We start from the raw sequence: 13,575 nt of genomic DNA, 5'->3' as shown, positions 1-13,575 counted from the left end.
TGCTTATTTAATCATCATTAGAGCCTGCCTTCCATAAATAGCCATTTGTAAGCTCAATAAAAATGGCTATACCTACAATAGCTATGCCTATCCACGCACACAGTTCTATGTATTTATGATAAATTACGTTATTTCTGCGCTGAGTAATGATTCCGCCTAGCGCCCAAATGACCGACAACCCAATATAAATACTGCTAAATCTGAAAATGGCTACTATACTTATTATTGCCCCTACTATTATCATAATAAACGCCCACGACTCTTCACTTAAACCGAAGCCTTTCCACCCATAGCTAACCAGTAGCGCCGTAACATTGGCAATGGTGGCTATGCAAATCCAGCCAAGGTAAAGACCAAACGGGGCTTTCAGAAAAAACTTCTCAGTTTTTGATAGCCAGGGATCAAGGGCTACCAGATAACTGTTTAACACAATAAGCAGCAATAGCAGCAATAGCATGAGTATCACACTTAGTAGTATAAGGCCATAATGCCAGGCTACAATCCAGGTCATGTTAATGACACAGGTAAAAATAAACACCACGTTAATGTTTTGTACTGAAGAGCGGGTGTTTTTGTTTTGCTTTAAACCGGGCGAACCGGTAAGCTGAAAAATCAAAAAAACAAGAATAGATAGATAAATTACACCCCAGATTGAGAATGTGTACGGAGCAGGGACAAACAAATTTGGATACTGCGCCGAAACCTGGCCTGTATTTTTGCCGTTAATGGGCAGGTAATTTGCCAGAAAATTGATAAATACCATTGCCAGATAAAACAGAAAACCAAGTATTAGAATTGAATTGTTTTTAATTGCACTCCTTTTAATTTCCATTGCCAGTTAATTTAATTTCGATTTCCTTTTTTTCCAAAAGCACAGCGTTTTTGTCAGGTTGTATGGGAGTTCCATAATGACGGGTATAAACTTTGGTAAACTCGGCTCCTAAAAAAAGTATAGTAGACGAGTAATAGACCCAAAGCAAGATTATTACTACAGAACCAGCCGCACCGAATGTGGTAAGAACAGCTGACTGACCCAGGTAATAACCAATTAAAAACTTACCCACCATAAAAAATACAGCAGTTACCCCAGCTCCAAAAAAGGCATCTTTCCAAGCTATTTTCCCATCAGGCAAAACTTTAAAAATAATGGCAAACAGAAGGGTGATAACGGAAAAGACTATCAGCAGATTAATGACGAAAAAAAAATAGACAGTTACATCTTCAAATAGCAATTGCAGGCGTTGGTTAAAGATATCAAGCAGGGTATTAACCAACAATGATACAATTAACAAAAAACCAAGCGACAAAATTAATGAAAATGATAATAACCTGTTAAATAAATATTTCAGAATACCAGATTTTGGCTTAGCCTTAAGCGACCATATAAAATTAATTGAATCCTGAATTTCAGCAAAAACACCCGTGGCACCCAAAAGCAGGGTTATTGTACCTATAATTGCCGCCATGCCCGACTTTCTGGAAAGGCTTGCATTTTTTATTAGCTCCTGCACCTGCGTAGCCGCATCTTTACCTATAAGCCAGTTTATTTGTCCGTAAACTTCACCCTGTATGGCTTCACGACCATAAAAAATGCCGGCCACAGAAATAATAACCACAAGCATAGGAGCCAGAGAAAAAATGGTGTAGTAAGATAAAGAAGCACTCAATTTGGTTGCATTATCTGAGCTGAATTCATTAAATACTTCTTTGGCAAATGAAATATAGTTTTTCAGCTTTGTTTTCACTGATGTCATAAAGTGGCTAGATTTCCGTCAGATTTTTACTTTCCGTATTACACGTTGTTATTGATATGTTGAGATTCATAAATAATTTGTACCATACCACCATTGTGCCACAACCCCATTGATTGGGGCGTATTTTCTACACTTAATTTCCCAAAACACCACACTTTCTACAATTTTTGACTAAAAACCCGTCTTACCTGCATTTACTAATTATTGGAATAACATTTTTAACATCTATGGTGTTAGTTTCATTAAATTATTGAAATTATGACACCCATCATCTTCATAATAGGAATAATGACCATGTTAAGTATGGCGGTTGTTTTGTTAAAGATTGTTAGCAACAATCAACAAAACTGGGACGGCAGAACGAGAAGTTCTCAATCTCATGAATTCAATAATTTTATGAAACGAACAAAACTTTACTCTTCTAAAATGAAGAGAACGCACATTGCGTAAGCCAATAATATAGCCATGAAAACCCTCATAAGGTTTACTTGATAGAATAACTAACAGAAGAAAAATATGTTTTGAAGCGCTGTTTGTCTGATTGCACGGATGCAATTAAAAACAGATTTGCCAGGAAACATGAAAGATAATAACGAAGTACGCTTAGAATGCAGTTTAAGCAGTTTTTCTAACGGCATTTCACTGAGCAGTTTAAAGAAGCTCAACAAGAGTTTAGGGTAGTGTTTAGGTTAAAAAGGTGGTACAAAAGGGGCAATTTTTGCCCCTTTTGTATTTGTAGTCAGTGTAGCATTATTGCTGGCAAATGCCACTAAAAAGGGGCAGATACCTGATCGCATCTGCCCCTTTTACGATATATAGATCTTATTACAAGTGTATCACTTCACCATAAGCCGCTGCCGCTGCTTCCATAATGGCTTCTGACATGGTAGGGTGCGGGTGAACCGACTTGATGATTTCCATACCGGTTGTTTCCAGTTTACGGGCAACAACGGCTTCGGCAATCATTTCAGTTACGTTGGCGCCAATCATGTGGCAACCTAACCATTCGCCGTATTTAGCATCAAAAATCACTTTTACAAAGCCTTCCGGGCTACCGGCAGCTTTTGCTTTACCAGAGGCCGAGAAAGGGAATTTACCCACTTTGATTTCGTATCCTGCCTCTTTGGCAGCTTTTTCTGTATAGCCCACAGAGGCGATTTCTGGTGTACAGTAAGTACAACCCGGAATGTTCTTGTAGTCAATCGGCTGAGGATGATGCCCTGCAATCTTCTCAACGCAGATAATGCCCTCTGCTGATGCTTTGTGTGCCAGTGCAGGCCCCGGAGCTACGTCGCCAATGGCATAGTAACCCGGCACGTTGGTTTCTGACCACTGATTTACAGTAATCTTGCCTCTGTCGGTAGCAATTCCTACTTCTTCCAGGCCAATGTTTTCAATATTTGCAACAATACCCGCCGCTGAAAGCACCAGTTCTGATTCAATTTTTATTTCTCCGTTAGGCGTTTTTACTGTTGCCACACAACCATTGCCACTGGTATCTACTTTCTCAACGCTAGAGTTGGTGTAAATTTCAATACCTGCTTTTTTGTAGGCTTTTGCCAGTTCTTTAGAAATATCTTCGTCTTCAACCGGAACAATATTTGGTAAAAACTCTACGATAGTTACCTTGGTACCCATGCTGGCGTATACGTAGGCAAACTCTACACCGATCGCTCCCGAACCAATCACCAATAGTGATTCCGGTTGTTTTTCAAGGCTCATAGCTTTGCGGTATTCTATTACTTTTTTACCATCAATGGGCACATTAGGCAATTGTCTGGCTCTGGCGCCGGTAGCTATAATTACATGCTTGCCTTCCAGTTCAGATTTTTTACCTTCCGCATCAGTAACCTCAACCTTTTTACCGGCTTTTACTTTACCAAAACCATAGATAACATCAATCTTGTTTTTTTTCATCAGAAACTGCACGCCTTTACTCATGCCGTCGGCCACACCGCGCGAACGCTTAATAACCGCCTCAAAATTGGCATGTGCCTCGCCTACCTCAATACCATAATCTTTAGCGTGTTTAATATATTCATAAACCTGGGCAGACTTCAACAAGGCCTTTGTTGGAATACAACCCCAGTTAAGGCAAATACCTCCAAGGTTCTCTTTCTCAACAATGGCAGTTTTCATGCCTAATTGTGAAGCACGAATTGCGGTTACATAACCACCGGGCCCACTCCCAAGTACAATAAGATCATACTGTGCCATAATATATAATTTTCTGGTTTACATAAATTTTGATGCAAAATTAGACAAAATAGCTTATCTGCAAAATCCTTTTTGTTGGTTCAGGGGCATACAAACGCTGCTCTTCGGCTTTAAAAAACTATTCTGTTCTTAAAGAACAAATCAAGCCCGTTATTAAATTCCGGTGGTGACCAATAAATCAGAAATACTTCTTCCATCACTATTGGCAGCAGGCGGCCAGCCTGTTGTTTACTTCAATAATTTTCTCTTAAATGCGAACGATTTCAAAAAATCTTCTCAAATTTAGGATTCAATTATTACCAAATCTTTTTAATCTTATGAGCGGTATAGCCGGGGCCAAGCGTTTTTTATCATCCGTTTTAATACTTTCTGGTTTTTACTTATCCTCTTGCCAGTCAAAATCCTCTGAATCTTCACAAAGAGATATATTAACCGAAGTTGTAGATACTACCGTATCGCCCGGTGATGATTTCTTTAAATATGCCGTTGGCAACTGGATTAAGCATAATCCTATTCCGGCCTCTGAAAGCAGCTGGGGAATCGGCAGCCTGGTGCAGGAAGAAACTTACAGCAGATTGAAGAATATCAGTGAGGAGTCGGCGAAAAATCCGGGCAAAACGGGTTCAAATGAGCAGAAAATCGGCGATTTCTGGTTTACAGGTATGGATAGCATTGGCACAGAAAAACAAGGGATAAGCCCTGTGAAACCTGATTTAGACCGCATTGCCGCTATTAAAGATATGGATGGTGTTTTAAAAGAAATTGCTGTTCAGCACACTTATGGTGTTGGGGTATTATTTGGCAATTATGTGTTTCAGGACGAGAAAAATAGTGAAGAGCAAGCCCTGCACTTGTATCAGGGTGGTATCCGACTTCCGGATAGAGACTATTATTTTAATACCGACAGCCGGAATACCCAGATACGGAAAGAGTATAAGGCACACCTGCAACGCATGTTTCAATTGTTGGGCGATGACCAAGCCAAAGCCGCAAGTAATGCCGCCAGCGTGTATGCATTAGAAGAGGCGCTGGCCAGGCACTCGCGCAAGATAGAAGACCTGCGAGACCCCTACAAAAACTACAACAAAATGGATATGGCGGCTCTGGAAAAACTGGCCCCGGCCATGAAATTCCGTGAGTTGTTTGTGAACATGAAAATGCCGCAGGTAAAAAGCGTAATTGTAGCGCAGCCTGAATTCTACACCGCAGTTGACAAACTATTGAAAACCACCCCTGTTGAAACCTGGAAATCCTACCTGACCTGGAACTTCATCAGCAGCTATGCCAGTGAATTAAGCAGCCCTTTTGCAAAAGAAGACTTCTATTTTTACAGAACCGTGTTGCGTGGGGTAAAAGAAATGAAACCACGCTGGAAAAGAGTACTGGATGCAGAAGAAAACCTGTTAGGAGATGCCCTCGGCCAGCTTTTTGTAAAAAATTATTATTCAGAAAAAACTAAAAAACGCTATGAGGAACTGGTGAAAAATATCTTCAGCACTTATAAAGAGCGTATTGAAAAACTGGATTGGATGTCTGACAGCACCAAGCACAAGGCCTTACTTAAACTATCAACGGTAATGCCAAAGGTGAGTTATCCTGACAAATGGAAGGATTTTTCGTCGCTTGATATCAAACGAGACTCATACGTTCAGAATATCATCCGGGCTAACCAATGGTGGTATCAGTACAGTATCAATAAAATAGGCAAGCCGGTAGATAAAACCGAATGGGATATGACCCCACAAACTTATAATGCGTATTACAACCCCTCAAACAACGAGATTGTTTTACCGGCAGCCATTTTCTTTATAGCCGGTTTGAACGACGAACAACTGGACGACGCCATTATTTATGCCTATGCAGGCGGCTCTACCATTGGCCATGAAATTACGCATGGGTTTGATGACCAGGGCAGACAATTTGATGAAAAGGGCAACCTGAAAGACTGGTGGACCAAAAAAGACAGTGATGAATATAACAAGCGTGCCAAAGGTATTATTGAGCAATTTAATGATTACGTGGTGCTTGACTCTCTGCACGTAAGAGGAGAAGCCACACAAGGAGAAAACATTGCTGATTTGGGTGGGGTGGTTTTAGGGCTTGAAGCATTTAAGAAAACAGAACAGTATAAATCTGGCAAGAAAATAAATGGGTTTACCCCTTTACAAAGGTTCTTTCTGGGATACGCACTGGCTTGGATGGGGCACACACGCAATGAAGCACTGGCAAACCAGATTATGACCGATGTGCATGCGCCGGGTTTTCTTCGTGTAAACGGCCCTTTGGTTAATATTGACGAGTTTTATGAGGCGTTTGGTATAAAACCAGGCGATAAGATGTATCGATCGCCTATGAAACGGGTGAAGATATGGTAAGGCGATAAAACAAGCCATTAGTAAAACAGAGAGAGCGGTTAGTATAGTTTAACCGCTCTCTGTTTTATTTTAAATGATTTTAGCAATTGTCTCCGCCAATTTCGCAGGCATTGCCGCTTACTTCAACAGGTTTCAGCTCTTCAGCCACTTTTTCAAGCGCTTCCTTAAAAACTGTTGTGGGCTGGGCCCCGCTTAAACCATATTTATTGTTGAGAATAAAGAAAGGAACACCCGAAACACCTAAGTTCTGGAAATGCTTTATTTCTTGTGTAACCCAGTAGGCTATCTGGTCGTCGGCCAGAACACCCTCTGTTTTTTCACGGCTCCAGCCAAAGTCTTCCATAAAAGCCAGAATATTTTCTTTTTCAGAGAAATCAACGCCATCAGTAAAATAGGCCTTGAATAAACGCCCCTCTAGTTCATTCTGGGTTCCTTCCTCGCGAGCGATATGCAATATTTTGTGCAAAGGTATGGTATTGATAACCTTTGGCATTTTTTCAAATTCGAACTGAATACCGGCTTCTTTACCTACACCCTCAACGCGCTCATGCATTTGTTGAATGCGCTCGGCACTTCCGAATCTGTTAATGAAATACTCTTCCCGGGCAAGGCCTTCTGCCGGGATAGTCGGGTCTAGCTGAAAAGGATGCCAGGTAATGTTAAACTCCTGATTTTCAAAACCTTCTAACGCTTTTTCCAGGTGTTTTTTACCAATATAACACCACGGGCACGCTACGTCTGACACTATATCTATCTGAATGGGTTTATTTGTCATATTATTCAATGTATTTTAATAATAATAAAACTGCCTCATTTAAAGAATAGTTCAATTAATGTAGTTACATACAATTACGCCTTAAAAGCTGAATCATTAGATAAGCATTAATAAAAAATGCGAGGTCTGTAGCCTCGCATTTCCTGATTATAACTATTTATTTCTCTTAGTTAATGCTATCAAACCCACAGTATGGCACCAATACTTTTGGTATCCTGATGCCCTCCGGTGTCTGGTTGTTTTCCAGAATTGCCGCTAATATACGAGGCAAAGCTAAAGCAGAGCCATTCAAAGTATGCAATAACTGGTTTTTACCGTCTACCTTGCAGCGTAGTTTAAGGCGATTAGCCTGATAGGATTCAAAGTTTGATACCGAACTACACTCTAACCATCTTTTTTGCGCAGCAGAATATACCTCAAAGTCGAAAGTTAAGGCAGAGGTAAAGCTCATGTCGCCACCACACAGGCGAAGAATACGGTATGGTAGCTCTAGTTTAGTGAGCAAACCCTTTACGTGCTCTACCATTTCTTCTAAAGCCTGATATGATTCTTCCGGCTTGCGTATCTGCACAATTTCCACCTTATCGAACTGATGCAGGCGGTTCAGGCCTCTTACGTGCGCACCCCAGCTACCTGCCTCACGGCGGAAACATGGCGTGTAACCTACATTCTTAATCGGTAATTCGTTTTCTGACAGAATTACATCACGATAAATATTGGTGATAGGCACCTCGGCTGTCGGAATCAGGTATAAGTCGTCGGCAGTGGCGTGGTACATCTGCCCTTCTTTGTCGGGCAGCTGACCGGTACCAAAACCTGAATCTTTATTAATCAGAATCGGAGGTTGGATTTCTCCATAACCAGCTGCCAGTGCCTCATCTAAAAAGAAGTTTATCATGGCACGCTGTATTCTTGCTCCTTTCCCTTTGTAGACCGGGAAACCCGCTCCGGTAATCTTATTGCCTAAATCAAAATCAATGATATTGTATTGCTTGATTAGCTCCCAATGAGGTTGCGCCGTTTCAGGTAATTCAGGTATTACGCCCGCTTCAAAAATGTTCAGGTTCTCTTCAGGAGTACGTCCTTCAGGTACACTGGCATGGGGTAGGTTGGGTAAAGTAACCAGCACTTCATAAAGCTCGGCCTCGAGTCCTTTCAGGCTTTCTTCCAGTACCTTCGATTGCGCCTTCAGTTCAGCCGTTTGTGCTTTGGCTGCTTCGGCCTCTGCTTTTTTGCCTTCTTTCATCAGGCCGCCAATCTCTTTTGCCAAGGCGTTTGATTTTGCCAGTGTGCCGTCTAGCTCGGCCTGAGTTTCGCGGCGCTTCTGGTCAATATCCAGCAGGGCATCAATAGTTTCTTCAGCGTTTTTAAAATATTTACGCTTCAGCCCGTCAATAGTAGCCTGCTTGTTTTCTTTTATATAATTCAGTTGTAACATGGTATTCCTGATAATGGAGCCACAAGGCTTTTCAAAATGTTATTCAAAAGTAAATAAACCTTCGTTCAGGGCATTGAGCGCTGCTTCTTTGTCTTTGGTATCAACCAATAGAGATATGTTGTGTTCGGAGGCTCCGTAGGCAATCATTCTGATAGGTATGTTTTTCATAGCCTCTATTACTTTAAGTGCCACCCCGGCTTTATCAGCCTTGAAGTCGCCCACAATACAGATAATGGTCTGGTTGCGGTCGTGTTCTTCCAGCTCTGCTATCTGGCTAAGGGCTGCGCTTATATCTGCCAGGTGTTCGGGGTTGTCTATGGTTACTGCCACTGATACTTCAGATGTGGTAATCATATCAACCGGGGTTTTAAACTTCTCAAATACTTCAAAAACCTTGGTTAAGAATCCGTAGGCATTCAGCATACGTGTCGAGTGAATGTATATTGCCGTGATGCCGTCTTTGGCCGCAATGGCTTTAATTTCAGACTCGGTTGTGTTATGCGCTATTACGGTGCCAAAGGCGTTTGGCTCCATAGTGTTTTTCAAACGCACAGGTACTCCTCTCATTTTTGCAGGTGTAATGGTATTTGGATGTAAAATTTTTGCTCCGAAATAAGCCAGTTCAGCGGCTTCTTCAAATGTCAGTTCACGCACAGGGAATGTCCTTTTTACGATACGCGGGTCGTTATTGTGCATGCCGTCAATGTCTGTCCAAATCTGTATCTCCTCAGCACTGATAGCGCCACCAATCAGCGAAGCTGTGTAATCAGAGCCTCCGCGTTTCAGGTTATCTACCTCGCCACGTGGGTTGCGGCAGATGAATCCCTGCGTAATGAATATTTCTGTGTCGGGTAATTGTGCAAGCATGGCCGACAGCTTCTCTTCCGTAAAACTCAGTACTGGCTCGTTGTCAGCATCAATCAGCATAAAATCAAGCGCAGGTAACAAAGTTGAGCTTACGCCTTCTTCTTTCAGGTAGGTCTCAAACATTTGTGTACTTAGCAGCTCACCTTCGGCCACTATTTCTTTCTCCTGCTTTAGTGTAAAAGGTTTGATACTTACCAGCGAGCGGATAAAGCCAAATTCTTTATCTACAATTGCCTTACCTGCATTATAGCCTGCTTCGGTTTTATACAAATCTTTAATAAAAGCCTGGTAGTGCGCATAAAGGGCATCTATTTTTTCGGTGGCTTCGGTATCATTATTTGCCTTCAGAGATTCGCCGATGGAGATAAGAGCGTTTGTTGTACCCGAAAGGGCAGATAAAACAACAATCTTACGCTGACCGTCTTCTGTAATCAGTGTACGAATAGAGTGCATACGCTCCGGTTTCCCTACGGATGTACCGCCAAATTTCCAAACTTGCATTTTTTGTGGTTCTGGTTTTGTTTTACTATATAATGAAATACTTAATCTTCTTAACTACCCAATATTTCTTTCCACCTGCCCGACTCTGCCATCTCTTTAATGCATTGATTCCTTTTTGCCAGAAAAGACTTCAAATAATTTTCTAATACTAATGTGTTGGCTATCTTACCCAAGAAACCCATTGGAGATTTAAACATAAAAATGTCTTTCATTAATACTCCATTATCAGTTTTTGTAAAATGATGCTCATGCCTTAATGATTTAAAAGGCCCCTTCTGCATTTCATCTACAAAATACTCCGGCCTGTGGGCTTCGGTAATTTTCGTGCTTAACTCTAACCAAATGCCGAAATGTTTTGCTCTCCACGTAACACTCTCACCCAGCTTCATTATTCCGGCTCTAACACCATCAACAATATACTCTTTTGTTTGGGCTGTAGAAAGCTGATGCAGGTCTACACTCAAAGACAAATCGTAACAGATTTCAGGCGTTGAATGTATGAGTGTTTCAAGAATTATTTTAGACATCTCCTTACTGCAATCCTAACATCTTGATGGCTGTAATAGCTGCCTCGTCACCTTTGTTGCCGTGTATGCCACCGGCGCGGTCAAGCGCCTGCTGCTGGTTATTTGGCGTTAATACCCCAAAAATAACCGGCTTGTTATATTTCAGGGCCACATCGGTAAGCCCTCCGGCTACGGCATGGTTAATGTAATCGTTATGCTTGGTTTCTCCCTGTATTACGCACCCTAATGCAATTACTGCGTCTATCTCAGGCTTTTGGGCAAATATCTGCGAGCCAAAGCTCAATTCATAACTACCGGGTACATTTGCCCTTACAATGTTCTCTGCCTTTGCGCCGTTGTCAAGCAAGGTCTGATATGCGCCTTCAAAAAGTGACTCTGTTATTTCACTGTTCCATTCGGCCACTATAATGGCAAACTTTTTATTGCTCACATCGGGCAATCCTGTGGTGCTGAAAACGCTAAGATTTTTATTTGCTGACGACATACTGTTAAATATACTTGATAAACAGATACATTAATTATTAAAAAAGGGATAAACCTGATTCGGCTCATCCCTTTGATTATACTCAATAACCAAATTTTACTCGCCGACAACGCCTTCGAGTTTGGACTTATATTTCTTCGCATTAGTTACTTCAACTGACTCAGGGAATTTTTCAATTAACTGCGTATAAGTATCTATAGCTGACTTATTATCTTTAGCAATTTCATAAGCTCCGGCCAGTTTCATCAAATATCCCGGTGTAAAAGACTTGTTAGGCTTGTAATCGGCTGCTTTTTTATAGTAACTGATCGCGTCTTCGGTATTCTTTTTCTCCATATACACATCGCCGATCAAGGCAAAGGCACGGCCCTGAACTAATAAATCGCCTGAATTGAATTTTTTCAGATGCTCAATAGCCTCATCGTATTTGGCTTGTTTTACCAATGCAACACCTGCATAATAATGGGCCAGATTACCGGCGTCAGTTGAGCCGTAGTTTTCTGCCACGCTCAAGAGGCCTTCGTTACCGCCTGTACCGTTCAATGCCTGTTTTAAAGAATCGGCTTCAAATGCATAAACAGCATTAAACATAGCTACCTGTGCTTCTTCATCCTGCGATTTCGACCAGTAATTGTATCCTACAACACCTAAAACTATAGCCAAAATACCTCCACCCAGATAGGCAAGCAATGTCTGATTCTTTTTCAAAAAGCCTTCTGCTTTTCCGAAGTCTTGCTTTAAAGCGTCTGCATTTTCAAGAATCTCAACTCCTGTTTTGTCTTTTTTTGCCATTTTTAAAACCTAATGATTGATTGACTGAACGCGCATGTATCAGGCAATCTGATATTTTATTAAAATTTTTGAATGTCCGCGAATTTTCGGACTGCAAAGTTATAAAATTGATTCCGAACTTGTTGTATTCTTTTATAAAAAATATACCAGAATCTTGCCACTTTATTCTATTTTCTTTGTTTTACAGTGGCTGTGGCCAACCAGCTGCCTGGCAACTTCATAAAAAAGCCGGAGAATACACCTCCGGCCGGTTATTAATACGTTTTTAAGCTGCCATGAAATAATCCTGCACCTCATGTGGCTGAACCTTTATGACATTGGCCAGAACCAATACCACTAGTGTGCGCGAGGCTATCTTACGGGGTATGTTAGCAATACTTGCGTAGGTTTCAACTGTAATGTGTTTGTTATCTGCCAGATACCTCATCAATGTCCGCTCTTTGTCTCCGTAATGAAATCTGATATTCTGTGCCTTGCGTTCACCTTTCAGAATTTCTCTCATTTCACGGCTTGCCTGTACCGAGCGGTCTTCTACACGTACGTAGGCCCTTCGGTTTTCCACTATTCCGTCAAGGTCTACATAGTGGGGCTTGGCCTGGCTTTTCGGAATGTTAAATATCAGCACATCGCGGTCTCCTTCCAATTCAACGCGTTTTACGTCATACTCAATAGCCGGAAAAATATGCCGCTCTATAGCCCTGCGCAGAATAAACTCATCCTCATCGGCAAATTTCAGTCCTTTTATGCTTCTGTCATCACCAACACCGATGATGAGCTGGCCTCCGTCTGAATTGGCGAAAGCAACTATTTCACGGATAATTTTCTCAGGATGGTTCGTCTTCAATTTAAACTCAACGTGCTTGTTTTCTCCGTGTCTGACAAGCTCTCTGAGCTCCCTCAAATCATTTCTTGACTGCGGGGCAAATGGATAATCCAATATCATTTCCAGAATGATTTTGGTTTCTTAAAAATATAAAAACCAATTCTTTTGTGCAATAGCTGTTTATAATAAACGAATATTAGTCGCAAAAGTTTATTCAGAAACCCCAAACATCTGAAAAATATTTATGCCTTTACAAATGAAAGGCATTCAGAATGAGCGCGGCAATTACTCCGCCAATCACCGGGCCCAGAATCGGAATCCAGGCATAGCCCCAGTCGCTTGTTCCTTTACCGGGTATCGGCAAAATAGCATGTGCAATACGCGGGCCAATATCACGCGCCGGATTAATGGCATAACCTGTTGGCCCACCCAGAGACAAACCAATTGACCACACCAGAAAACCAACCAGCAAAGGGCCATAGCCGGAGTCTGGCATACTATAAAAAGATGATGATGCGATAATTAGCACAATAGTGCCTATTACTTCGGCAATAATATTGCCTGTTGTATGTCTGATAGCCGGGGCTGTAGCAAAAATACCCAGCTTGGCGCCTTTGTCTTCTGTTATGCTCCAATGCGGCAGATAGGCCAGCCAAACCAGCACCGCCCCTAAAAAAGCACCAATAACCTGGGCGGTTATAAATGGCACCACATTAGACCAGTCGCCGGTTTTTACTGCCATGGCTACAGTAACTGCGGGGTTCAGGTGTGCGGCAGAACTGCCGAACTTCTGGGCCACAAAGATACCCGTCATTACGCCAAATGCCCAGCCTGCTGTAATAGATATCCAGCCGGCATTTTCACCTTTTGAGCCTTTTAATAATACATTGGCTACCACGCCGTTACCAAGTAGAATCAGTACAAGCGTACCGACGAGTTCTCCTATAAAATTAGAGGTTTGCATTGATCAGGTTTTGTTGAATAGGTTGAAAAGTGGAGCAATTTAATTTTTTTTTTGATAG

General features: G+C 41.7%; 12 protein-coding genes. 1 reads left to right on the top strand and 11 read right to left on the bottom strand.

The genetic code is table 11. The annotated features are described in order from the left end of the window. Positions 1 to 7: 7 nt before the first annotated feature. From MB380_RS00585 to lpdA, 3 genes are all read right to left on the bottom strand, one after another. Positions 8 to 832, bottom strand: coding sequence for a hypothetical protein (locus tag MB380_RS00585; RefSeq protein WP_253532039.1), 825 nt, complete (start codon positions 830 to 832; stop codon positions 8 to 10). Next, a complete protein-coding gene (locus MB380_RS00580; protein WP_253532037.1) occupies positions 822 to 1,754 on the bottom strand; it encodes a YihY/virulence factor BrkB family protein in 933 nt (310 codons plus the stop codon). The genes MB380_RS00585 and MB380_RS00580 overlap by 11 nt, the downstream gene beginning before the upstream one ends. 825 nt (positions 1,755 to 2,579) lie before the next feature. Next, entirely contained in the window at positions 2,580 to 3,971 is a 1,392-nt protein-coding gene (lpdA, locus tag MB380_RS00575; protein ID WP_101728577.1) for a dihydrolipoyl dehydrogenase, read from the bottom strand. 317 nt (positions 3,972 to 4,288) lie between these two features. On the opposite strand from lpdA, the gene MB380_RS00570 reads away from it, so the two are divergent. Beyond that, positions 4,289 to 6,346 (top strand): M13 family metallopeptidase, encoded by a 2,058-nt coding sequence (locus MB380_RS00570; RefSeq protein WP_253532035.1) that lies wholly within the window; start codon positions 4,289 to 4,291, stop codon positions 6,344 to 6,346. Positions 6,347 to 6,425: 79 nt separating this feature from the next. On the opposite strand, the gene MB380_RS00565 is transcribed toward MB380_RS00570, so the two are convergent. The 8 genes from MB380_RS00565 to MB380_RS00530 form a co-directional block, all read right to left on the bottom strand. Further along, a complete protein-coding gene (locus tag MB380_RS00565; RefSeq protein ID WP_253532033.1) occupies positions 6,426 to 7,121 on the bottom strand; it encodes a DsbA family protein in 696 nt (231 codons plus the stop codon). A gap of 166 nt (positions 7,122 to 7,287) precedes the next feature. Next, entirely contained in the window at positions 7,288 to 8,559 is a 1,272-nt protein-coding gene (gene serS, locus MB380_RS00560) for a serine--tRNA ligase (RefSeq protein WP_253532031.1), read from the bottom strand. A gap of 39 nt (positions 8,560 to 8,598) precedes the next feature. Next, on the bottom strand, positions 8,599 to 9,927 hold the full coding sequence (locus MB380_RS00555) for an aspartate kinase (protein ID WP_253532029.1): 1,329 nt from the start codon (positions 9,925 to 9,927) through the stop codon (positions 8,599 to 8,601). A gap of 50 nt (positions 9,928 to 9,977) precedes the next feature. Further along, positions 9,978 to 10,454 carry an SRPBCC family protein gene (locus tag MB380_RS00550; protein WP_253532027.1) on the bottom strand — a complete coding sequence of 159 codons (477 nt, stop codon included), beginning with the start codon at positions 10,452 to 10,454 and terminating at the stop codon, positions 9,978 to 9,980. 4 nt (positions 10,455 to 10,458) lie between these two features. Then, on the bottom strand, positions 10,459 to 10,938 hold the full coding sequence (ribH, locus tag MB380_RS00545; RefSeq protein WP_253532025.1) for a 6,7-dimethyl-8-ribityllumazine synthase: 480 nt from the start codon (positions 10,936 to 10,938) through the stop codon (positions 10,459 to 10,461). A 96-nt stretch (positions 10,939 to 11,034) separates the two neighbouring features. Continuing rightward, positions 11,035 to 11,730: a tetratricopeptide repeat protein gene (locus MB380_RS00540; protein WP_253532023.1), complete on the bottom strand. Its 696-nt coding sequence runs from the start codon at positions 11,728 to 11,730 to the stop codon at positions 11,035 to 11,037. 265 nt (positions 11,731 to 11,995) lie between these two features. Beyond that, on the bottom strand, positions 11,996 to 12,673 hold the full coding sequence (locus MB380_RS00535; protein ID WP_253532022.1) for a helix-turn-helix domain-containing protein: 678 nt from the start codon (positions 12,671 to 12,673) through the stop codon (positions 11,996 to 11,998). A 130-nt stretch (positions 12,674 to 12,803) separates the two neighbouring features. Next, positions 12,804 to 13,517, bottom strand: a complete 714-nt coding sequence (locus MB380_RS00530) for an MIP/aquaporin family protein (protein WP_253532020.1) — start codon at positions 13,515 to 13,517, stop codon at positions 12,804 to 12,806. Positions 13,518 to 13,575 lie beyond the last annotated feature (58 nt).

The sequence above is a fragment of the Emticicia sp. 21SJ11W-3 genome, assembly GCF_024138715.1.
Lineage (GTDB): Bacteria > Bacteroidota > Bacteroidia > Cytophagales > Spirosomataceae > Emticicia > Emticicia fluvialis.
This window is presented reverse-complemented; position numbering and strand designations above follow the sequence as displayed.

What these genes read in the sequence shown, in the direction of transcription:
- MB380_RS00585 (WP_253532039.1), bottom strand. Translation starts at nt 832, where the DNA reads ATGGAAATTAAAAGGAGTGCAATTAAAAACAATTCAATTCTAATACTT.
- MB380_RS00580 (WP_253532037.1), bottom strand. Translation starts at nt 1,754, where the DNA reads ATGACATCAGTGAAAACAAAGCTGAAAAACTATATTTCATTTGCCAAA.
- lpdA (WP_101728577.1), bottom strand. Translation starts at nt 3,971, where the DNA reads ATGGCACAGTATGATCTTATTGTACTTGGGAGTGGGCCCGGTGGTTAT.
- MB380_RS00570 (WP_253532035.1), top strand. Translation starts at nt 4,289, where the DNA reads ATGAGCGGTATAGCCGGGGCCAAGCGTTTTTTATCATCCGTTTTAATA.
- MB380_RS00565 (WP_253532033.1), bottom strand. Translation starts at nt 7,121, where the DNA reads ATGACAAATAAACCCATTCAGATAGATATAGTGTCAGACGTAGCGTGC.
- serS (WP_253532031.1), bottom strand. Translation starts at nt 8,559, where the DNA reads ATGTTACAACTGAATTATATAAAAGAAAACAAGCAGGCTACTATTGAC.
- MB380_RS00555 (WP_253532029.1), bottom strand. Translation starts at nt 9,927, where the DNA reads ATGCAAGTTTGGAAATTTGGCGGTACATCCGTAGGGAAACCGGAGCGT.
- MB380_RS00550 (WP_253532027.1), bottom strand. Translation starts at nt 10,454, where the DNA reads ATGTCTAAAATAATTCTTGAAACACTCATACATTCAACGCCTGAAATC.
- ribH (WP_253532025.1), bottom strand. Translation starts at nt 10,938, where the DNA reads ATGTCGTCAGCAAATAAAAATCTTAGCGTTTTCAGCACCACAGGATTG.
- MB380_RS00540 (WP_253532023.1), bottom strand. Translation starts at nt 11,730, where the DNA reads ATGGCAAAAAAAGACAAAACAGGAGTTGAGATTCTTGAAAATGCAGAC.
- MB380_RS00535 (WP_253532022.1), bottom strand. Translation starts at nt 12,673, where the DNA reads ATGATATTGGATTATCCATTTGCCCCGCAGTCAAGAAATGATTTGAGG.
- MB380_RS00530 (WP_253532020.1), bottom strand. Translation starts at nt 13,517, where the DNA reads ATGCAAACCTCTAATTTTATAGGAGAACTCGTCGGTACGCTTGTACTG.